Genomic DNA, 20529 nt, shown 5'->3' on the forward strand with positions numbered 1-20529 from the left:
TCCATGCGCGTCAGCGATCTTTTCATCTATCCCCTCAAGAGCGCGCGCGGCATCGCCATTCCGTCTGCTGCCATCGATGCCTTCGGTCTTGCGGGAGATCGTCGCGCCATGCTGGTTGATCCCTCGGGCAACTTCATCACCCAGCGCGAATTGCAGGCACTGGCCCGGATCGATATCCAGCCGGCGCCCTCCTATCTGCGCCTGAAGATGGAGGGCAAGCCCGACATCATCGTGCCGCCGCCGCACCCGGACAACCGCATGGACATCGTCGTCTGGAAATCAGCAGTCAACGCCTCCGTCGCGGATGAGGACACCAACAAGGCGCTGTCGGCCTGGCTGGATCGCGAGGTCAAGATGGTGTTTTTCGACAGGCTGGCCAAACGTATCGCCAGTCCGGAATGGGCTGGCGAGGATACGCCTGTCACCTTTGCCGACGGATACCAGATCCTCGTCACGACCACCGGCTCGCTGAAGGCGCTCAATGCCAATCTGGCCAGCCACGGCGAAGGTGCCGTCGGCATGGAGCGCTTCCGCCCGAACATCGTCATCGATATCGATGAGGAATGGCCGGAGGATCGTTGGGCAGCGATCGAGATCGGCGGCATCCGCCTCGATCTGGTTAAACCCTGCTCACGCTGCATCATGACGACGCAGGATCAACAGACCGGCTCGCGCGACGTGCCGAACCCCATGCCCGCCATGGGCCGCATCCGCATGTCAGCCGACCGCCGCGTCCCCGGCCCGCTCTTCGGCTGGAATGCCGTGCCGCGCGGCGAAGGCTCAGTGAAGATCGGCGATACGGTGACGGTGCTCGAGGAACGGCCGGAGGGCTGGGCGCTCAAGCGGCGCTAGTCGTTCCGCCGTTTGTTTAGCTTGCGGACCCAAGGCAGCAAGCGCATGCTTATCGCTCCTTTTGAACCCGATGGTTACGGCTGAAACAACCGTGGTGCGCGGGCTTTGGCGAGGTGCGTCCGATGGAGTGCGCCGGCTGCGGTTTCGATATTCAGAGCGGCTTTGCTTTCTGTCCGCGATGCGGGGCAAGGCAGCCTATCTCCTGTGCTGCGTGCGGCTATCCCTGCCAGCCTGACTTTGCCTTCTGCCCCCGATGCGGCGCTGCGATTTCCGACAAGGCCCAACCCACAGCCAAGCCGGCCATCAGGACTGCGCCGGCAAAATCCGAGGATGATGCCGACCGGCGGCCGGTAACCGTGCTCTTTGCGGATCTCTGCGGCTTCACGACACTGAGCGAGCAGATCGACCCGGAAGTCATGCGGATGCTGCAGAACGAGCTGTTCGAAGAGATGACCCAGGCAGTCGAGGCCTATGGCGGCTTCGTCGACAAGTTCGTCGGCGATGCGCTGCTGGCGCTGTTCGGCGCGCCGGTTGCCCATGAAGACGATCCGGTGCGGGCGCTGAACGCGGCACTCGATATGATCGAGCGGGCGACGCAGGTCGGCGAGCGCTGGCAAGCTCGTGCCGGCGTGCCGCTGCGGCTGCATATCGGCATCAACAGCGGTCCCGTCGTCACCGGCGGCTTCGGTGCCGTCAGCACCAAATCCTATTCCGTGACCGGCGACACGGTGAACACAGCCCAACGGCTGCAATCCATGGCCGGCGAAAATGATATCCTCGTCGGACCGCTGACCTATCGCCTCACCCGCCACGCCTTCGCCTTTGATAATCTCGGCGCCCAAGCTTTACGCGGCAAAAGCGGCAACGTGCTTGTCCATCGGCTGACTGGACAATTGGAGGCACCGCACACGGCGCGCGGGCTCGAAAGTTTCGGCCTTCAGGCACCAATGATCGGACGGGACACGGAACTGTCGCGGCTTTTGACCTGCCTCAACCTTGCCTGCAGCGGCGCGGCGCAACTTGTTCGCCTCATCGGAGAAGCGGGTATCGGCAAGTCGCGGCTGGTCAACGAGTTCATCGGCATTGCCGGCAATACGGCCCGCTTTCCCGGCCTCGCCATCCGCAAGGCGACCTGCTCGCCTCTCGGTGAACAGTCCTATGGCACACTTGCCGCGGTCGTGCGCAGCGCCTACGGCATCGGCGAGCGGGACAATCTCGACAGGACACGACAATTGCTGGCGACAGGATTCCGTGCGCTCGATCTCACGCAGGAGGATGTTGACGGACTTTCGCCGCTTTTCCTGCATGTTCTCGGCCTGGGTGACCCCGACGGAGCGCTGCGGCACATCGAACCGGAGCAATTGCGACGGCAGATCTTCTATGCTGTCCGCACCGTCTTCGAACGACGGCTGGCGCAAGGTCCCCTGCTGCTTGTCATCGAGGATGTGCATTGGGCCGATGCCGCTTCGCTGGAGGTGCTTCGCTTCATGATGGATCGGCTGGAGCGCAGCCGACTGATGTTGCTTGCGATCTATCGGCCGACATCGCAGATCGACCCGCTGGATTCCAATCGGGTCAGCGTCACCGTCCAGCGTCTCGGCCCACTCGTCGCAACCGACGGGCGGAAGCTGCTCGCCGCTTTTTTCGGCGAGAGTCACGGCAAGCTACCGATCGCGATATGTCAGCGCATTCTCGATCGGGCCGGCGGCAATCCGCTCTTCATCGAGGAGATCCTTCGGGGATTGATCGACATGGGCAGGCTGCACAATGATGGTCAGCGCTGGCAAGTTGCGGCGGAAGACACGGATGTCGATATTCCGGTCAATCTACAGGCGCTCCTGCTTGCCCGTGTCGATCGCCTACCACAGGAGATCAGACGGTTGGCGCAGGAGGCAGCGGTGATCGGCCCGAAGTTCGACACCGCCCTGCTTCGCACCATTACCACCGATCCGGCTGCCATCGACGCCGCGTTGGACTATCTCTGCGATGTCGACATCATCGAGGAATTGCGCGGGCCGGATGCCGGCGCCTCGCCCGCCTATCGCTTCAGCCAGTCCCTGCTGCACGATGTCATCTACCATAATCTCCTGCTGCAGCGGCGCATGGAGCTGCATCACCGGATCGGCCGGGTTCTGGAACGCCAATATGGCGCAGCGCCAGATCGGCCCGAGCATCTGGCGCAGCTCGGTTATCATTTCAGCCTAACGACCGAAAAAGCGAAGGGAGCCAGTTATCTGATGGCGGCCGGCGATCTGGCGCGCAAGACCTATGCCAATGACGACGCGATGCGCCTCTATCGCCAGGCACTCGCCACCTTTGCGAACGAGCCGAAGATAGCGCCAGAGCAATCGGCGCTCCTGGAGCGTCTCGCCGATCTCTGCGGACCTGCCGGTCACCGCGATGCTGCCTTGAATCATTATCAGCAAGCGCTGGCGATCCATCGCACCGAAGACGATCGGATCGCGGCGGCGAGGATATTGCGCAAGATCAGCCGGCTGCATCTCGAGGCGGGACACCGCGATCAGGCGGAGGCGCATTGTGCCGAGGCAGAAGCCATGATCGGGACGATCGATGCGCCGGTCGAACACGCGCATCTCCTGCAGGAGCGCGGCCATCTGGCCTTCCGCATGGGCGACCAGGCCGCCGCCGCCGAATGGGCGACGCAGGCGCTGCAACGGCTGCAAACGCTCCCCATCGACGGAACGACCGAGACCGGACGAGAGGCGGCGCGTGCCATGGCGGAGGCGCTGAACACGAAGGGCGCAGCACTTGCGCGGCTCGGCCGCCGCCGCGATGCCGTGCAGGAAGTGGAGCGCAGCCTCACTGTCGCCGAAAAGGCCGATCTACAAAGTGCTGCGTGTCGCGCCTATTCCAATCTCGGCGTGCTCTACACCATCGTGGATCCGGCCCACGCCATCAAGATCTGCCGGCGGGGGCTGGAGGTCGCGACCCGCATCGGCGATCTCGGCTTCCAGGCGCGCCTTCTCGCCAACCTTGCCGTTTCCTGCTGCACCTTTACCGATCGCTGCGCCGCCGAGGGCGTGCCGGCCGCGGAGAAGGCGGTGGAAATCGACCGGGCGCTCGATCAGCGCGACCACCTTTCCGTGCCCTTGATCGTCCTCGGACAGATCCATCAATGTCACGGAAAGCCGAAGCTCGCGCGCAAATATTACGAGGAAGCCCTTGAGGTTGCGAAGGAAATCGATGAGCCGCAATTGCTCTTTCCATGCTATGATGGCTTGGCGACACTAAGCCTGGAACATGACGACCTAGTCGAGGCGGAGCGCTTTTTCACGCTGGCGCAGGATGTGTGCATCCGCCACAACCTCGATCCGGGCACGCTCGTCGTATTGCCGTTTCTCGACTGACCGTCTTCGTTACGACGGCCTCAGGAGATTGGTTGGGAGAACCGATTCAAACACATAAAGGGAGGAACGAAACATGCAGGAGAACCACACCGAAAGACCATTGCAGCCTGGAGATCGCGCCCCGAATGTCGTGCTGGATGCGATCACCCGCCAGGGCAAGATCGCCATCGACGATTTTCGCGGCCAGAGGCCGGTCCTTGTCGGATTGTTCCGTGGACTGCATTGTCCCTTCTGCCGCCGGCAGATCGCCGCCATGTCCGAGCTCACCGGGGCTCTACAGGAGAAAGGCATCGACAGCCTGACCGTCGTCAACACACCGATCGAACGCGCCCGGCTCTACTTCCGGTTTCATCCGCTTCCCAATCTGCTGGCCGCCTCCGATCCGGAGCGGGTATCGCACAAGGCTTTCGGCCTGCCGAATGTCCAGTTCACCGAAGACGAGACCGACTGGCCGCGCAAGGTCGGCATCAGCGCCGTGCGATCGATGCGCATCGACATGCCGGGTGAACTTCCCCAGCCTATGGATCCGATGACGGCGATGGAATTCCTCGACAGGGCGGACGGCTATGAAATCACGGAGGACGACAAACATATGGTCGCCACCGGCGAAGGCCAGCTGGTCGGCGAATTTCTGCTCGACCGGGATGGTGTCATCCGCTGGTGTTTCACCGAAGCCGAAGAGGCCGGTCGTCATATGTTCGGCATTCCCGCCCCGCGGGAGGTGATGTCGGCGGCGTCGAATATGGCTGTTTGAAGCGAGCCGTCCTTCTGCTCCGAATATGCCTCGAGCTTGATCCTGTTTACCGCGCACTTTTGCGCGGCGTGCTCTATCGTTTGGCCGCGACCGCCGGCCGCTCCCGCGAAACCGCATTCAGCGCCTTCATCGCCGCCTGAATAAAGCCCTCGCGCGCCGCGGCGATCTCTATGCCGCGCGGTTCGTAGACATGGCGATGCAGGAAGAAGCCGGTCAGGCGGAAGGCGGCGGAAAGGCTTTCCCTATCGGCGGCGATCATGGCCCCGGTCGTCAGAAACGGCGGCAATGCCAGCATCTTGTCCGCCCACGGCATGCCGGCTGCCCGGCAGACGGCACGCCCGGACTTCGGCGAGACGAACGCCAGATCCTCGCGCACGCCGGTTGCCGCGCATTCCGTCAGATCGAGGCCGAAACCGAGATCGTTCAGCACGGCAAGCTCGAAACGCACGAAGAGTTCGCCGGCATCGGCGGGGTTCTGCAGGTTTTCAAGGATGACGTCGAGCGCATCATAGAGATGCGGGTGCGGATCGCGCTCCGGCAGCAGCCGCAGCAAGGCGGCCATCGCCTGCACGCCATAGACGGCGGTCGCGGTCTCCATCAGCCGCGCGGCCCGGAGCGTGACCGGTTCCATGCGAAACTCGCCGAGATGCTCGTGCAGCCTTGCCCGCCACGTCACCTCGACGAGATTGCCGGCCTGCAGCACCGGCTGCATGGCGCGCGAGCGACCGGATCGCACCAGCCCCATGTGGCGACCGCGGGCACGAGTCATCACCTCGGCGACGACACTGGTCTCGCCGAGACGTTTGACGCCCAGAATGATCGCATGGTCCTGCCACTGCATCGGCCGGTTGCCTCGAAAGATTTTTGCGATTCGAGTTTAGGGCAAATGGCCGCCGCTGTCACATGGCGAGCGGGGAGCCGCCGACCAGGCTCTCGACGAAGAGGCGCATGGATTGCTCGTCAAAAGGCTTGTTCAAAAGCGGCACATGCCGCAAATCTGCCGGAAAATCGAGTGTATCGGAATAGCCGGTGACGAAGCCAAAGGAAATGCCCCGCTCGATCAGCAATCGGGCAAACCCGAAACTCGTCGACTCCCCAAGATTCACGTCGAGCATCGCAAAATCATAATGTTCCGAATGGACGGCGTTGACCGCCTGCTCCAGATTCGAAGCAATCTCAACCTGTTGAATTCCGACGAGGTGAAGAATTTCCTCCGCCTCCATGGCAATGATGAGATTATCTTCCAGTATAAGGACGCGCTGAAACGTCATATCAGCGCCATCCTTGCCCGTACGCGCCAGCTGGCGTACCCCGTAAAAAGTCCCGCATCTATCCCTCCGGCGCCAATCATCGGCCCGTCTTGAATGGATGGTTAGCCCCATCCGTCTTGGCTCAGTCTCTCGTGACATGACTTCGCCTCCAACCCGCTTCGCACTTTTTGCACTGCGGTACTATGGGCTCGTCATCCTGCTCCAATCGCTTTTGCTGCCGGGGTTAGTAAAAGGTGAAACTGGTCGAAAAGTGACGATGACAATAATCTATGCTGATACAGTTGTTGTCAGCATTTAAAAAAGACATGCTGTTCGCATGAAGGATGATGGCTAGATGAAGGGACGCTTGCCCGAATCAAGGCCATCCCAGCCGGCAAGTTCGGCAAGTCCATCACCGTCCAGAACTTCGCAGCCTCGCTCCTGCCAGAGAAGCAATTTCCGAGCAGCCAGCTTTTTCAATGTCTTGTTGGTATGAACAACGGAAAGGCCCAGCGTATCGGCGACATGCTGCTGCGTGATGGGGATCACCTTGCTGCTGTTGAAAAGGTGAAGGGCTCTGGCACGCTGATGCAGGTATGCGATCAGATAGGCGGCTCGCTCGACCGCCGATCGCCGGCCGACGCTCAACAGATGCTCATCGAGGATCCGCTCCTCGCGCGATGCAATCCAGGTCAGGTCGAAGGCAAGCGGCGGATGGGAATTGTAGAGCGTCATCAGTTCGGTACGCTCGAAAACGCAAAGTGATATCGGCGAGAGCGCTTCGGTCGAGTGCTGCATCTCGCCCATGATCGAGCCCTGCAAACCGATGAGATCGCCGGGCATCACGTAGTTGAGGATCTGGCGGCGCCCATCCTCCAGCGTCTTGTAGCGGAAGCCCCAGCCGGAAAGGATAGTGAAAAGGTGGGCGCTATGCGCCCCTTCGAGGAAGATCGTGGCGCCGGCATCGACAAGAAGCTCGCCCTTCTTGAAGCCGCTGATGAAATTCAGCTCGTCGCGCTCGAATTCACGGAAATGCGGCAAAGACCTCAGCGGACAGTGCTGGCATGGAGTGCGTTGCCCATGCATCGTCGCAGCTGCCTTTGCCATGAAACGCTCCCTCAAGTTGCAGCGGCGACGGCGACATGCCGGATAAACCGCTGCAATATAAAGCATTCAGGCAAGCAAAGTTCCATCAGTGCGGGAAATCGAGCCCCATTTCGCGGAAACGTTCGGGGTCGTCTCCCCAGTTTTCACGGACCTTGACGAAGAGGAAGAGGTGCACGGGCTGCTCCAGAATTTCGGAGAGCTCCTTGCGCGACGCGGTCGAGATCGCCTTGATCGTCTCGCCACCCTTGCCGAGCGCAATCTTCTTCTGGCTGTCGCGCTCGACATAGATCACCTGCTCGATGCGCACCGAGCCGTCCTTGCGCTCTTCCCACTTCTCGGTCTCGACATGCGAGGAATAGGGAAGCTCCTGGTGCAGGCGCAGAAACAGCTTTTCGCGGGTGATTTCGGCGGCGAGCTGGCGCATCGGCAAATCCGAAATCTGATCCTCCGGATAGTACCAGGGGCCTTCCGGCAAGGTCTTTGCCAGATAGTCCATGACGTCGTCGCAGCCTGAACCGTTTTCGGCCGAAATCATGAAGGTTTGCTCGAAGGCGATCTTCTCGTTGGCGGCCGCGGCAAGCGCCAGCAGATCCTCGCGGCGAACGCGGTCGATCTTGTTCAGGACCAGGATCTTCGGCTGGGAGACGTCCTTCAAGCCTTCCAGGATAGCCTCCGCATCACCACGCAAACCACGCTCGCTGTCGATCAGCAGCATGATGAGATCGGCATCCTTGGCGCCACCCCAGGCAGACGTCACCATGGCACGATCCAGGCGACGACGCGGCTTGAAAATGCCGGGCGTGTCCATGAAAACGATCTGCGCGTTGTTGTGAATGGCGATGCCACGCACGATCGCGCGCGTCGTCTGCACCTTGTGGCTGACGATCGAAACCTTGGCGCCCACGAGCCGGTTGACCAATGTCGACTTGCCGGCATTGGTCGGGCCGATGAGGGCCACGAAACCCGAATGCGTCGGGCCGATATGTTCAACCGCGCCGTCTTCGGCGGGCGTGTCCTGCTGATTAGTCATTTTTTCCGTCATTCCCTAGAGCCGGATGATTTCAGGTCGAACCGACCTAAAAACTGAATCCGCTCCAAACTCAAAGAAGTAGAGCATGATGTCATCCGAAATCCCCTGACACTTTTCGGCATCATGCTCTAGCAGTTACGTCTCAGTCGGCTGAGGCTGCCAAACACCTTCGCGCTCCAGAATCCGCGTCGCGGCCATCTGCTCGGCCGCACGCTTGGAGCGTTCAATTCCCGTCTCGGGCGTCGTTCCCTTCACTTCCACCGTCACGGTGAAGCGTGGATCATGATCCGGTCCGCTGCGATCATCAACCCTGTAGACCGGGGTGACGCCGAATTTCGCATGCGCCCATTCCTGCAATTCCGTCTTGGCATCGCGCCTTGCACCTTCCGGACGGATGGCTCGGCGCTCCCAAAAGCGCAGAATAAATGCGCGGGCAACTTCGAGGCCGCCATCCAGATAGAGCGCGGCAATCAGGCTCTCGACGACATCGGCACGCACGTTGAGCATGCGCTTTCCCGTCAGCTTCTTCACGTCGGCGCCGGTGCGGATGTAAAGATGCAGTTCCATTTCATCGGCGACTTCAGCGCAGGTCTCCGCGCTGACGAGCTGGTTGAGGCGCACCGAAAGCTCGCCTTCCGTTGCCGCACCGAAGGTCTTGAAGAGCAATTCCGCGATGCACAGGCCGAGAACCCGGTCGCCGAGAAACTCCAACCGTTCGTAGTTGCCCGTCTTGTGCGTGCGCGCGCTGGCATGTGTCAGCGCACGGTCAAGACGCTCCTTCTCGGCGAATTCGTGGCCTATGGCAGCCTCAAGCCTGGCACGATCCGCCTGGGAGAGCGTCTGCGCCTTCGTCATTCGACAACCTTGAAAATACGATCCCAACGCATGTTGGTCGGCCATTTCCAGATTTCACGGAAGGACGTGTCGTGACCCAGCGAGAAGAAGATGACGCTGGCGCGGCCGATCAGGTTTTCTGCTGGGACATAGCCGACATCGAAACGACTGTCGTCGGAATTGTCGCGATTGTCGCCCATCATGAAGTAGTGGCCGGCCGGAACGACATATTCCTGCGTGTTGTCGCCACGCGAATTCGGCGAAAGATCCAGCGTGTCATAGACCTTGCCGGTGTCCGGCAGGCGCTCGCTGTAGACGGGGATGTTGTCGCCAGGCTCCTGGCTATAGTCCGACGAGAAGGTGCCGTGTGGCTCGCGCGGAACGGCCTGGCCGTTGATATAGAGAATGTCGTTCTTCACCTGAATGCGGTCACCCGGCAGGCCAATGACGCGCTTGATATAGTCGACATCCGGATTCGGCGGGAAGCGGAAGACCACGACGTCGCCGCGCTTCGGCTCGCTGCCCAGGATGCGACCGCTGAAGATATCCGGCGAGAACGGCATTGAATATTTCGAATAGCCGTAAGCGAACTTGTTGACGAAGATATAGTCGCCGACAAGAAGCGTCGGCATCATCGAGCCGGACGGGATGGTGAATGGCTGGAAGAGAAAGGTGCGGATGATCATGGCCAGGACAAGCGCCTGGACGATGACCTTGATATTCTCCCACAGGGCGTTCTGCTGTTTTACGGCTTTCTCGGACACGCAGTCTTATTCCTTTTTCGCACCCCACCGGCGCACTTGCATTCAGGCACTGTCTACTCGCTTCATATCATCGCGGCAATGGCGCGGATGCCAAAAGCGACATACGGTTGCGATTCAACCGTCCATCGGCAGCGCCTCGATGATTACAAAAGCCTGAGCAAGAGGAAAATCATCCGTTATCGTCAAATGAATGGCGGCGCGATGATTTGGTGGCAGCATGGCGGCCACTCTTTCGGCGGCACCGCCGGTCAATTGCATCGTCGGCTTGCCGCTCGGCAGGTTGACGACACCCATGTCGCGCCAGAAGACGCCCTGTGCCAACCCGGTGCCCAAGGCTTTGGAACAGGCTTCCTTGGCGGCAAAGCGCTTGGCATAGGATGCCGCCTTGTTCTTGCGGCGCTCCGACTTGGCGCGCTCGATATCGGTAAAGCAACGCTCCGTGAAGCGGGCGCCGAAACGTTCGATCGTCTTCTCCACACGACGGATATCGATGAGATCACTACCTATGCCGATGATCATGGGAAGGCCCTCCTGGCGGCCCGGACGACGTCAGGCTCGGGTCAGACGCTCGATGCGTTTTCGGCGAGCGCCAGCCGCTCGCGGGCACGTTCCATCAGGCGCTCCTTGCGGCGCGTCTTGAAGGTCTTCACGCCATAGTAGGTGAGTGCATAGACAATCACACCGGTCACGATGGCAGGTGGGATGCCGCCGATCAGCATCGGCTTCAAAACCGGGTCCCAGATCTGCGAGAGATCGCCCTTGTGCCACAGTGCCGGCAGATCGATATTGCCGCCCTGCCCGCCGCTGTCGCGCGACAGGATGAGGTGGCCGATCTCCCAGGTAAGCGCCCAGATGAAAGGATAGGTGATTGGATTGCCGGCCGCCAGACAGCCGAGCGCAGAAGCAATGACATTGCCGCCGACCAGATAGGCGATGACGATCGCCATCACGAAATGCACGCCGATGAACGGCGTCCAGGACACAACGATGCCCGCCGCAAACCCGGCCGCAACCGAATGCGGCGAAGCGGCAAGGCGAACAAGGCGCTTGCCGAAATATTGGAACGAGCGGACAAAACCCTTGCGGGGCCAAAGGTGCTCCCGCAACTTTTCCTTGAATGTCAGTGGTTTTCGGCGACGAAACAGCATGCCGCTTATCTAGTGCAATGGGGGCCGTCGTGACAAGAGCGGCCAAACGTATCATGCACCGATTAAGAACCGAAAGTGCGGCTCTTTTTTGGAACGTCACCTGCTTTGGATGCAGAAAATGGACGCTCTCTTCATTTGCCGGAAGCAATCCCTCGAGATCGGGATGCTCCAAGGGCGCAACAACGACGCGCCCCTCTTGGTCTTTTAAGTATTAACAGCGATTAACGCGTACGGAACAGGCCGCGGTCAACCTGACGCTGACGATACTCAAGGTCAAAACGGTCATGCGAGCCGTTCAGGTAAGCCATTTCGCGCTCTTCAACACTCGGAACACGCAAGGCACGGGCGATTTTCTTGATCGGGGTAAACATTGTCTTCTCTCATCTCAGTTTGGTTTCTTCGATGACCAGAAGATAGGCTCGACAAAGGTTAATTACCACCGCTCTAAAATACACGCAGCCATGCACATAACGCATATCTATCCGGAAAGGCGCTCGAATTTGGTCATAAAATGATCACAAAATATGCAGCCTGCCTGGATCAGTAGCGCCGCCGAGTGAATATCACTCGTAGAGGCGCTTAACCGTCGCGATGCAATCGAGTTCCTTCAGCTGCACCAGAAGCTGGTTGAGCTGGCGCAGATCCCAGACTTCCACGTCGAGGGCCATTTCGGTGAAGTCGGCGGCGACCCGAACGGTGTTGAGCACGCGGATATTGACGTCCACGTCCGCGACGGTCTGCGCCACCTTCGCCAGGGTACCCGGCTCGTTGAGGGCATTGATCAGGATACGCGCGGCAAAGCGCGACTTGTTGGCCTCGTCCAGATCCCAGCGCACGTCGATCCAGCGCTCCGGCTCGTCGTCGAACCGCTGCAGCACCGGCGACTGGATCGGATATATGGTGATACCCTTGCCCTTTTCCATGATGCCGACGATGCGATCACCCGGAACGGCGCCGGTCGATGCGAAATGCACCTCGACATTGGCCGAAATACCGCGGATCGGCGGGGCATCGATATCGGCACCGTCAGAGACCTCGGCCTTGTTCTTGCCGGGGATCTTGAAGATCATGCCGGAGGCGCTGCGGACATTGAACCAGCCCTCGTCGCCGGCAGGCTTCACGGTCACGCGTTCGTCCTGATGATCGGGGTAGACGGCGCGAAGCACGTCGAGCGACGACATCTCCCCTCGCCCGACGGCCGCGATCGCATCCTCGACATCCTTCTGGCCGAGGCGATGCAGGGCGGGCTTCAGCGCATCACGCGAGAAGACCTTGCCGGCGCGCTCGAAAGTGCGCTCCAGGATACGATGGCCGAGGCCGGCATATTGCTTGCGGATGGCAAGACGAGTGGCGCGGCGAATGGCGGCGCGTGCCTTGCCGGTCACGACGATCTCTTCCCACGCGGCTGGCGGCACCTGCACGCCTGAGCGGATAATCTCGACTTCGTCGCCATTGTTCAGCCGCGTTACCAGCGGCATGATGCGGCCATTGATCTTGGCGCCGACGGTCGTGTCGCCGATGTTGGTGTGAACGGCGTAGGCAAAATCGATCGGCGTTGCGCCGCGCGGCAGGGCGATCAGCTTGCCCTTGGGCGTGAAGCAGAACACCTGATCCTGGAACAACTCGAGCTTGGTATGCTCGAGGAATTCTTCCGGGCTGTCGCCCTCGGCCAGCGCCTCGATGGTGTGGCGCAGCCAGGAATAGGCATTGCTTTCCCGCGAAGCGATTTCGCTATCGCCATTGCCGTTGGTGCCGTCCTTATAGAGCGTATGGGCTGCGATGCCGAACTCGGCGATCTCGTGCATGCGTTTGGTACGGATCTGCAGCTCGATGCGCTGGCTGGAGGGGCCGACGATCGTGGTGTGCAGAGAGCGATAGTCGTTCTGCTTCGGCGTCGAAATATAGTCCTTGAAACGGCCGGGAACGACGCGCCAGCGGGTATGAACGATGCCGAGCGCCCGGTAGCAGGACGGAATGTCGTCGACGAGAAGACGGAAGCCGTAAATATCGGAGAGCTGCTCGAAGGAGAGCGACTTCGACTGCATCTTTCGGAACACCGAATAGGGCTTCTTCAGCCGCCCCTTGACCATGGCGTTGGCAAGGCCGTTGGCCACGAGCAGATCGCGCAGTTCGGTCTCGATCTTCTTGACGAGCCCTTCGTTACGCCGCGACAGCTCTTCCAGGCGTTTGGTGACGGTATCATGCGCCTCGGGATTGATATGGCGGAAAGAAAGCTCTTCCAGCTCCTCACGCATGTCCTGCATACCCATGCGGCCGGCAAGCGGCGCATAGATTTCCATTGTCTCCTCGGAGATGCGGGCGCGCTTTTCCGGCGACATATGATCGAGCGTGCGCATATTATGCAGGCGATCGGCCAGCTTCACCAGAAGCACGCGTACGTCATCGGAAATGGCGAGCAGCAGCTTGCGCAGATTTTCGGCCTGCTTCGCCTTCTTGGTGACGAGGTCGAGCTTCTTGATCTTCGTCAGGCCCTCGACCAGGCGGCCGATATCCTCGCCGAACATCTCGTCGATTTCGGCGCGCGTCGCCGTCGTATCCTCGATCGTGTCGTGGAGAAGAGCGACCGCGATGGTCGATTCATCCAGTCGCATATCCGTCAGGATCGCAGCAACTTCGAGGGGATGGGAAATATAGGGATCGCCGCTGGCACGTTTTTGCTGGCCATGCTTCTGCATTGCATAAACATAGGCTTTGTTGAGGAGAGCTTCGTTGGCATCGGGCTTGTATTTCTGCACGCGCTCGACAAGCTCGTATTGCCGCATCATTCCAAAGCTACTCCAGCAAAAACAAAAGCGCGCCAGTCATCTGACCGGCGCACGCATCTTGCCATCATATCGCTCCTGTCCGGAGCATCAAGCTCAACGATCAGTAATCGTCGCTTTTTTCCGGCGGAACCAGACCTTCGATACCGGCCAGAAGCTCTTCTTCCGACATCTGATCGAAAGTGACGGTTTCCGGCAGGTCTTCTTCCTCTTCGCTGGTGGCGGAAGCGCCAGCCGCCAGGAGGCTTGCCGGATCGGGCTCGGGCTCATCCACTTCGACATGCTTCTGCAGCGAATGGATCAGGTCTTCCTTGAGATCATCAGGCGACAGCGTCTCGTCGGCGATTTCGCGCAGAGCAACGACCGGGTTCTTGTCGTTGTCGCGGTCGATCGTGATCGAGGAGCCCTGCGAAATCAGGCGAGCGCGGTGGCTGGCGAGCAGCACGAGCTCGAACCGGTTCTCTACTTTATCAATGCAATCTTCTACTGTGACACGGGCCATTGCCTGTCCTTTGCGGTCGTGATGTCGTCATCATGTCTCGGAGTAGCACGCCGATACAAGCAAACGATGTCAAATTCAAGTTTTTCCTGTTTCAGCGCCTTTGCACCCTCTGGGAAAGTGCTAAAATTACCCTAGACAAACAGCCATTTCTACCGTGAGTTGCTTGGAATATCGCATTTCGTGCCCTACATCTCGGTTATATGAATAATTCATAAAGTAATACGAATTATTCTGCAACGGCTCACAAAGCCTTGTTTTAGCTGCTCTTTAAATGAAATGATTACGTTTTTATAACAGTGGATATGTAAGCGATGTTTGACCCACGCGAAAAAATTGCACTCTTTATCGACGGCGCCAATCTTTACGCTGCATCCAAGAGCCTCGGTTTCGATATTGACTACCGTAAGCTCCTGAAGGCATTCCAGAAACGCGGATATCTCCTGCGCGCCTATTATTACACCGCGCTTATCGAAGATCAGGAGTATTCCTCGATCCGCCCGCTGATCGATTGGCTCGACTATAACGGCTACAAGGTCATCACGAAGCCGGCGAAGGAATTCACGGATTCCATGGGACGCCGCAAGATCAAGGGCAACATGGACATCGAGCTGGCGATCGACGCCATGGAGCAATCCGAGACCGTCGATCATCTGGTGATCTTTTCCGGCGACGGTGACTTCACGACCCTCGTGGAAGCCCTTCAGCGTCGTGGACGCAAGGTTTCGGTCATCTCGACCATGGCGACCCAGCCGCCGATGATTGCAGACGACCTGCGCCGTCAGGCCGATCATTTCATCGACCTCGTATCGCTGAAGGCGGAGATCGGTCGCGAAGCTTCGGAGCGCCCTGCCCGGACTGCGGAGGCTAGCCACGCCCCGGCGGATACTGAAGAATAATTTGGGGCTGCATCAGACAAGGTAGGTTTGCAGCCGCAGAACCGTTTCGGTTTTGCCGCGGCAGCTGGCCGTTCGCCAAGGTTCAGGGCGTCGTCGCTGCAATCGATTCACGCGCAGCTATAGTTTTGCCGAGGGATCGTTTCGAACGGCGCAGGCGTTGTGCTCGCCGCGGCAGCCAGCCCTTCGCTAGGGCTCAGGGCGTTCGTCGCTGCAATCGATTCACTGGATCGATTGCTCGGGCCTTGCCCGACCGCTCCTCACCCTCACCCGTTGTCTTTGAGCAGCCGGCTCTTCTGCCTGTTCCAATCGCGTTCCTTCTCGGATTCGCGCTTGTCATGCAGCTTCTTGCCCTTGGCAAGGGCCAATTCCAGCTTGGCCCGGCCACGGTCGTTGAAATAGATTTTCAACGGCACCAGGGTCATGCCCTCACGATTGATCGCCGAACGCAACCGGCCGATTTCGCGGCTGGAAAGCAGCAGCTTGCGGCGGCGGCGGGGCTCGTGGTTGAAGCGGTTCGCCTGCAGGTACTCCGGCAGATAGGAGTTGATCAGCCAGATCTCGTCACCTTCATCCGAGGCGTAGGATTCAGCGATATTGGCCTTGCCCTCGCGCAGCGATTTGACCTCTGTGCCCATCAGCACGAGCCCTGCTTCGTAGGTGTCGATGATCTCGTAGTTGAAGCGGGCCTTGCGGTTTTCCGCCACGACCTTGTTCACCACGCGCTGGCTGCCTTTGGGTGCCATGATTCTTCTTCTTTTTTCTTGCGTCATTCCGGCAGCGACTAAGGGCGCGCCAGGTTCCTGCATCCTAAATAAGCGAGACCGCCCTCCTTGTGAAGAGAGCGGCCTTGCAGAGTTTGGGCAACAAGTTCGAAACGGCGTCAGTTCAAGAGGCCGGCATGACGCAAGGCCGCATCGATCGCAGCCTCGGTGCCCGGTTCCAGGGTCGACAAGAGCGGCGAGCGTACATTACGGCTCATGCGGCCAAGGCGGGAAAGACCATACTTGGCGCCGCAGAGGCCGGGCTCCAGGAAGATCGCCTTGTGCAACGGCATCAGGCGATCCTGATATTCGAGAGCCTTGGCATAATCACCGGCGAGCGTAGCCGCCTGAAATTCGGCACACAGGCGCGGTGCGACGTTGGCCGTGACCGAGATGCAGCCGACGCCGCCATGGGCGTTGAAGCCGAGCGCCGTGGCATCCTCGCCGGAAAGCTGGCGGAAATCGCGGCCGCAGCTGATGCGCTGCTCGGAGACGCGCTCGATCTTGCCGGTCGCATCCTTGACACCGACGATATTGGAATAGGCCTTGGCAAGCGCACCCATCGTCTCGGGCGTCATATCGACAACCGAACGGCCGGGGATGTTGTAGATATAGATCGGCAGCTTGACGGCTTCGGCAACGGCGGCGAAATGCGCGTAAAGCCCCTTCTGGGTCGGCTTGTTATAATAGGGTGTGACGACCAGAACCGCGTTGGCGCCGACCTTTTCGGCGTGCTGTGCGAGCTCGATCGCCTCGCGGGTATTGTTCGACCCCGCCCCCGCCATGACCGGGACGCGCTTGTTGGCGATCTCGATGCAGAGCTCGACGACGCGCTTGTGCTCGTCATGCGACAGGGTCGGAGATTCACCCGTCGTACCCACGGGCACCAGTCCCTTGCTGCCCTCTTTTATCTGCCAGTCGACATGTGAGGCGAAGGAAGCCTCATCCACCTTGCCGGCGTCAGTAAAGGGCGTAACGAGTGCGGGAATGGACCCCTGGAACATGCAAGTCTCCTAGCGGCGCTGCTTTCATGCTTCAGCCGCAATCCATGGTTATGAATCCGCGCACCATAAAGCGCCGGCTTGACGGCGACAAGCACGCTTTGAATGGTAAAGGGCAGTTTCCGATATCATAATTGATTGAAATTCGGGCCACCGGTAAGGTTTCGTTAATATAGCATTTGGCAAATGGAAGGGGCCTGTTTGTTTTGTGAGTAGCCGGATGAAGAGACCTGTCATGATCTGGACCGCCGTGGGCTTGGCGGTCGCCTGGGGCGCGGTTGCCTCGCAGCTTCCCGGCCAGCAGATACCGACGAGCGCCAACGCCTATGTCGCCATGGCGCCGGACCCCATGAGCACGGCCGCGATCCCGCGCGGCGGAGCCATCGCGCCTGTCAGCGGCGACCTGAAGGCGGGCCTCGACGCCCTTTCCAACAAGAATCCGATGCAGGCGCTTGCCATCCGCAACGGCATGGGCGATGGCACGCTCGATCGGCACATCCTGACCTGGGCGATCGCGACTTCGGGCCAGCCGGGCGTTCCTTCCGGCGAAATTGCCGCGGCCGCCGGCGAGCTTGTCGGCTGGCCGGGGCTCGGCAGCCTGCGCGCCAATTCCGAGCGGGCGCTCTACACAGAGAATCCGGCAACCGATCAGGTCCTTGCCGCCTTCGGCAACTCGCAGCCAGAGACCGTGGAAGGCGCCATCATCCTCTCGCGCGCCTTCATGGCGCGCGGCGCGTCGGCACAGGCCGCCAAGCTGATCCGCAAGATCTGGCGCGAGGAGCCGCTGGACAAATCGCTCGAAGACAAGGTCCTTGCGGAATTCCCAAGCCTGCTTTCGCCCGCCGATCACAAGGCGCGCATGGACTATCTGCTCTACCGCGATCGGACCGCACAGGCCAAACGCTTCGGCGATCTCGGCAGGGCGCAATCGCTCTACAAGGCCTGGGCCGCCGTCAATGATCGCTCGCCGAAGGCCGACGCGCTGATCGCAGCCGCCGACGCCCAATGGCGCAAGGACCCAGCCTATCTCTTCATGCGGATCGAAAACCTGCGCCGCCAGAACAAATATGACGATGCCGCCAGTCTGCTGGCGCAAATGCCGAAGGACCGCAGCGTGCTCGTCAGCCCCGGCGCGTGGTGGAGCGAGCAGCGCATCGTCAGCCGCGGCCTGGTGGATCAGGGTGAATTCAAGGCTGCCTACCGTATCGTCGACGCCAGCGTCGCGGAAAGTCCGCAGGATGTCGGCGAAGCCGAATTCCACGCAGGCTGGTACGCTCTGCGCGGTCTTCAGGATGGGGCGAATGCAGCGATCCATTTCCGCAAGATCCTGCAGGTGTCGAACGGGCCTATCTCGCAATCGCGCGGTTGGTATTGGCTCGGCCGCGCCGCCGAAGCAGGCGGACCGGGCAAGGCTGCCGATTTCTACGCAAAGGCCGCCTCCTATCCGAGCACCTTCTATGGTCAGCTTGCTGCCGAGAAGCTTGGCCGTCGCACCCTCAACGTCACCTATCCCTCTCCCTCGGCTACCGATCGCCAGCGCTTCCAGGGACGCGAGGCGGTACAGGCGATTTCTCGACTCGAGGCTGCGGGACACGGTTGGCGTGCCGATGCGCTCTATCGCGCTCTGGCGAAACAGCTTGATAGCCCCGGCGAGGTCGCCATGCTGGCCGCCAGCGCCGAGCGTTCCGGCAATCACCAGCTTTCGCTGCAGATCGGCAAGATCGCCTATGGGCGCGGCATCGATGTCGCAGCGCTCGCCTTCCCGATCGGCGTCATTCCGGACAATGCCAATATTTCCGGCTCCGGCAAGGCGCTCGCCTATGCCATTGCCCGGCAGGAAAGCGCCTTCAATCCGGCCGCCGTATCCTCCGCCAATGCCCGCGGCCTGCTGCAGCTGCTGCCGAAGACCGCAAAGGCCGTTGCCGGTCGGCACGGCATGGCCTACTCCGCCGACAAGCTGACGCAGGATGCGGGCTACAACGCCACGCTCGGCGCCCATTATCTCGGCGAGCAGATCGACACCTTCGGCGGCTCCTACATCCTCACCTTCATCGCCTACAATGCCGGGCCGAACAAGGTGCCGGAATGGATCAGCCGTTATGGCGATCCGCGTGGCAAGTCACTTGACGACGTAATCGACTGGATCGAGCGCATCCCCTTCCCCGAGACCCGCAACTACGTGCAGCGCGTGATGGAGAACTATCAGGTCTACAAGGCACGGCTGGGACAGAAGGCAGACATCGTACACGATCTGGTCGACGGCCGCGGCTAAAGCATGTCGCGCAAAAGTGTGCAGCGGTTTTGCGATAACGACATGCGCAAGATCAACGACCTAAAGCGCGGGAAGCGAATCTGAAAGATCGCAAAGCCGCCTCACCACCTCGTGCGATATGTTTCCGGCAACAGCCGCAGTTGTGCGCGCTACGGAAATGACGTTACATCCCTCGTGATAGCCAAAGCACGAGGGATGGCGCATGCGCAGCGACGACGAAAGCGGTTTTCTTGCCAGAACGATCGAAGCAGAAGATGGCCTGAAGCTCCATGTGCGCGACTATTCCGGCGACGAGACAGCCACGAGGGCTAGGACACCCGTCTTCTGCCTGCCCGGCCTGACGCGCAACTCGCGGGACTTTCATCAATTGGCGCTGCTTCTATCGCAGGATTCCACGGCTCCACGCAGGATAATCACGCTCGATGCCCGCGGACGCGGGTCATCCGAGTGGGATGACGACAAATCCCATTACAATCTCATCGTGGAAGGTCAAGATGTCCTGACGGTTTGCGCTCAGCTCGGGATTCATCAAGCTATCTTCATCGGCACATCGCGCGGCGGAATGGTCCTGCATATGCTCGCAACCAGCCGGCCGGATATTCTCAAGGCCGTAATTCTCAACGATATCGGCCCCGTCCTCGAAAAAGTCGGATTGGCGGATATTCGCAATTATCTCAACCGGGACAAGAAACCCGCCAATTGGGACGAGGCGATCGATATCCTTCGGGAAAACCATGGCAGCGCCTTTAGCGCGCTTGGCGAAGAGGATTGGCAGGACATGGCCCGCGCCATCTATGTCTTGCGTGACGGCAAGCCGATTGCCGACTACGATCCCGCTATCGCAGCACAAATGCAGGCGCTCGACCTGGAGGCACCGATTCGCGACCTGTGGCCGCAGTTCCAAGCGTTTCAGGATACTCCGCTGATGGTGATTCGCGGCGAGAATTCGAAACTTCTGACGCAGGCCACGACGGACGAGATGGCGGAGCGCCATCCGGGAATGGCCATCAAGATCGCGAGAGGGCAAGGACATGCCCCGATTTTACATTTCGGCGATATTCCGGATGTAATCCGGCACTTCATCTCGGGGTTTTGACAACAGGCGCCACGCACTATTCGATACCGGCTCAAAGCAAAAGGCCCGGTTGGGAGACCGGGCCTTTCCTCTTCCGATCGGAGGTCTGATCGGAAGATCTGTCAAACTCTT

The 20529-nt window shown here is 60.1% G+C and carries 19 protein-coding genes; 6 read left to right on the forward strand and 13 right to left on the reverse strand.

Translation table 11 applies throughout. From position 1 onward, the window contains the following. Window positions 1-3: 3 nt before the first annotated feature. From AC13Q5_RS03975 to AC13Q5_RS03985, 3 genes are all read left to right on the forward strand, one after another. Window positions 4-852, forward strand: coding sequence for an MOSC domain-containing protein (locus AC13Q5_RS03975; protein ID WP_457877878.1), 849 nt, complete (start codon window positions 4-6; stop codon window positions 850-852). Between the two features lie 122 nt (window positions 853-974). Further along, the gene (locus AC13Q5_RS03980; protein ID WP_488500890.1) at window positions 975-4220 is read left to right on the forward strand and encodes an adenylate/guanylate cyclase domain-containing protein; all 3246 of its coding nucleotides are present in this window, start codon (window positions 975-977) and stop codon (window positions 4218-4220) included. Window positions 4221-4293: 73 nt separating this feature from the next. After that, the gene (locus AC13Q5_RS03985; protein ID WP_488500891.1) at window positions 4294-4974 is read left to right on the forward strand and encodes a peroxiredoxin-like family protein; all 681 of its coding nucleotides are present in this window, start codon (window positions 4294-4296) and stop codon (window positions 4972-4974) included. A 73-nt stretch (window positions 4975-5047) separates the two neighbouring features. Here the strand turns inward: AC13Q5_RS03985 and recO are convergent, their stop codons facing one another. The 11 genes from recO to rpoZ all read right to left on the reverse strand — a co-directional run bounded on the left by recO (window position 5048) and on the right by rpoZ (window position 14392). Then, window positions 5048-5815, reverse strand: coding sequence for a DNA repair protein RecO (recO, locus tag AC13Q5_RS03990; protein WP_457877876.1), 768 nt, complete (start codon window positions 5813-5815; stop codon window positions 5048-5050). Between the two features lie 58 nt (window positions 5816-5873). Then, window positions 5874-6245, reverse strand: coding sequence for a response regulator (locus tag AC13Q5_RS03995; protein ID WP_488500892.1), 372 nt, complete (start codon window positions 6243-6245; stop codon window positions 5874-5876). 330 nt (window positions 6246-6575) lie between these two features. Next, window positions 6576-7331 carry a Crp/Fnr family transcriptional regulator gene (locus AC13Q5_RS04000; protein WP_075852119.1) on the reverse strand — a complete coding sequence of 252 codons (756 nt, stop codon included), beginning with the start codon at window positions 7329-7331 and terminating at the stop codon, window positions 6576-6578. A gap of 85 nt (window positions 7332-7416) precedes the next feature. After that, window positions 7417-8361: a GTPase Era gene (gene era, locus AC13Q5_RS04005; RefSeq protein WP_075852617.1), complete on the reverse strand. Its 945-nt coding sequence runs from the start codon at window positions 8359-8361 to the stop codon at window positions 7417-7419. A 135-nt stretch (window positions 8362-8496) separates the two neighbouring features. After that, entirely contained in the window at window positions 8497-9216 is a 720-nt protein-coding gene (rnc, locus tag AC13Q5_RS04010; RefSeq protein WP_075852118.1) for a ribonuclease III, read from the reverse strand. Further along, window positions 9213-9959, reverse strand: a complete 747-nt coding sequence (lepB, locus tag AC13Q5_RS04015; RefSeq protein ID WP_075852117.1) for a signal peptidase I — start codon at window positions 9957-9959, stop codon at window positions 9213-9215. The genes rnc and lepB overlap by 4 nt, the downstream gene beginning before the upstream one ends. A 114-nt stretch (window positions 9960-10073) precedes the next feature. After that, a complete protein-coding gene (gene acpS, locus AC13Q5_RS04020; protein ID WP_075852116.1) occupies window positions 10074-10478 on the reverse strand; it encodes a holo-ACP synthase in 405 nt (134 codons plus the stop codon). A 41-nt stretch (window positions 10479-10519) separates the two neighbouring features. After that, the gene (locus tag AC13Q5_RS04025; RefSeq protein ID WP_488500893.1) at window positions 10520-11107 is read right to left on the reverse strand and encodes a DUF2062 domain-containing protein; all 588 of its coding nucleotides are present in this window, start codon (window positions 11105-11107) and stop codon (window positions 10520-10522) included. A gap of 221 nt (window positions 11108-11328) precedes the next feature. Continuing rightward, a complete protein-coding gene (locus AC13Q5_RS04030) occupies window positions 11329-11478 on the reverse strand; it encodes a DUF3563 family protein (protein ID WP_075852114.1) in 150 nt (49 codons plus the stop codon). 192 nt (window positions 11479-11670) lie between these two features. Then, complete coding sequence (locus tag AC13Q5_RS04035; RefSeq protein ID WP_075852113.1) at window positions 11671-13893, reverse strand: RelA/SpoT family protein; 2223 nt, start codon at window positions 13891-13893, stop codon at window positions 11671-11673. A 100-nt stretch (window positions 13894-13993) separates the two neighbouring features. Continuing rightward, on the reverse strand, window positions 13994-14392 hold the full coding sequence (rpoZ, locus tag AC13Q5_RS04040) for a DNA-directed RNA polymerase subunit omega (RefSeq protein ID WP_075852112.1): 399 nt from the start codon (window positions 14390-14392) through the stop codon (window positions 13994-13996). Between the two features lie 311 nt (window positions 14393-14703). Here rpoZ and AC13Q5_RS04045 point away from each other — a divergent pair, with 311 nt between their 5' ends. Beyond that, a complete protein-coding gene (locus tag AC13Q5_RS04045; RefSeq protein WP_075852111.1) occupies window positions 14704-15288 on the forward strand; it encodes a LabA-like NYN domain-containing protein in 585 nt (194 codons plus the stop codon). 263 nt (window positions 15289-15551) lie between these two features. On the opposite strand, the gene smpB is transcribed toward AC13Q5_RS04045, so the two are convergent. After that, the gene (smpB, locus tag AC13Q5_RS04050; protein ID WP_015339291.1) at window positions 15552-16031 is read right to left on the reverse strand and encodes an SsrA-binding protein SmpB; all 480 of its coding nucleotides are present in this window, start codon (window positions 16029-16031) and stop codon (window positions 15552-15554) included. 137 nt (window positions 16032-16168) lie between these two features. Continuing rightward, on the reverse strand, window positions 16169-17053 hold the full coding sequence (dapA, locus tag AC13Q5_RS04055; RefSeq protein WP_075852110.1) for a 4-hydroxy-tetrahydrodipicolinate synthase: 885 nt from the start codon (window positions 17051-17053) through the stop codon (window positions 16169-16171). Window positions 17054-17270: 217 nt separating this feature from the next. On the opposite strand from dapA, the gene AC13Q5_RS04060 reads away from it, so the two are divergent. Together AC13Q5_RS04060 and AC13Q5_RS04065 are read left to right on the forward strand one after the other, a co-directional pair. Next, window positions 17271-19322, forward strand: a complete 2052-nt coding sequence (locus AC13Q5_RS04060) for a lytic transglycosylase domain-containing protein (RefSeq protein ID WP_075852109.1) — start codon at window positions 17271-17273, stop codon at window positions 19320-19322. Window positions 19323-19524: 202 nt separating this feature from the next. Further along, on the forward strand, window positions 19525-20418 hold the full coding sequence (locus AC13Q5_RS04065) for an alpha/beta fold hydrolase (protein WP_488500894.1): 894 nt from the start codon (window positions 19525-19527) through the stop codon (window positions 20416-20418). Window positions 20419-20529 lie beyond the last annotated feature (111 nt).

It is taken from the genome of Martinezella sp. CNPSo 3964, from assembly GCF_057784375.1.

Excerpts from the sequence above, each read along its gene's own strand:
- smpB (WP_015339291.1), bottom strand. The coding sequence starts at position 16,031 with ATGGCACCCAAAGGCAGCCAGCGCGTGGTGAACAAGGTCGTGGCGGAA.
- AC13Q5_RS04065 (WP_488500894.1), top strand. The coding sequence starts at position 19,525 with ATGCGCAGCGACGACGAAAGCGGTTTTCTTGCCAGAACGATCGAAGCA.
- acpS (WP_075852116.1), bottom strand. The coding sequence starts at position 10,478 with ATGATCATCGGCATAGGTAGTGATCTCATCGATATCCGTCGTGTGGAG.
- AC13Q5_RS03995 (WP_488500892.1), bottom strand. The coding sequence starts at position 6,245 with ATGACGTTTCAGCGCGTCCTTATACTGGAAGATAATCTCATCATTGCC.
- AC13Q5_RS04025 (WP_488500893.1), bottom strand. The coding sequence starts at position 11,107 with ATGCTGTTTCGTCGCCGAAAACCACTGACATTCAAGGAAAAGTTGCGG.
- AC13Q5_RS04030 (WP_075852114.1), bottom strand. The coding sequence starts at position 11,478 with ATGTTTACCCCGATCAAGAAAATCGCCCGTGCCTTGCGTGTTCCGAGT.
- AC13Q5_RS04035 (WP_075852113.1), bottom strand. The coding sequence starts at position 13,893 with ATGATGCGGCAATACGAGCTTGTCGAGCGCGTGCAGAAATACAAGCCC.
- AC13Q5_RS04000 (WP_075852119.1), bottom strand. The coding sequence starts at position 7,331 with ATGGCAAAGGCAGCTGCGACGATGCATGGGCAACGCACTCCATGCCAG.
- AC13Q5_RS03985 (WP_488500891.1), top strand. The coding sequence starts at position 4,294 with ATGCAGGAGAACCACACCGAAAGACCATTGCAGCCTGGAGATCGCGCC.
- recO (WP_457877876.1), bottom strand. The coding sequence starts at position 5,815 with ATGCAGTGGCAGGACCATGCGATCATTCTGGGCGTCAAACGTCTCGGC.
- rnc (WP_075852118.1), bottom strand. The coding sequence starts at position 9,216 with ATGACGAAGGCGCAGACGCTCTCCCAGGCGGATCGTGCCAGGCTTGAG.
- rpoZ (WP_075852112.1), bottom strand. The coding sequence starts at position 14,392 with ATGGCCCGTGTCACAGTAGAAGATTGCATTGATAAAGTAGAGAACCGG.
- AC13Q5_RS04060 (WP_075852109.1), top strand. The coding sequence starts at position 17,271 with ATGAAGAGACCTGTCATGATCTGGACCGCCGTGGGCTTGGCGGTCGCC.
- era (WP_075852617.1), bottom strand. The coding sequence starts at position 8,361 with ATGACTAATCAGCAGGACACGCCCGCCGAAGACGGCGCGGTTGAACAT.
- AC13Q5_RS03975 (WP_457877878.1), top strand. The coding sequence starts at position 4 with ATGCGCGTCAGCGATCTTTTCATCTATCCCCTCAAGAGCGCGCGCGGC.
- AC13Q5_RS04045 (WP_075852111.1), top strand. The coding sequence starts at position 14,704 with ATGTTTGACCCACGCGAAAAAATTGCACTCTTTATCGACGGCGCCAAT.
- AC13Q5_RS03980 (WP_488500890.1), top strand. The coding sequence starts at position 975 with ATGGAGTGCGCCGGCTGCGGTTTCGATATTCAGAGCGGCTTTGCTTTC.
- dapA (WP_075852110.1), bottom strand. The coding sequence starts at position 17,053 with ATGTTCCAGGGGTCCATTCCCGCACTCGTTACGCCCTTTACTGACGCC.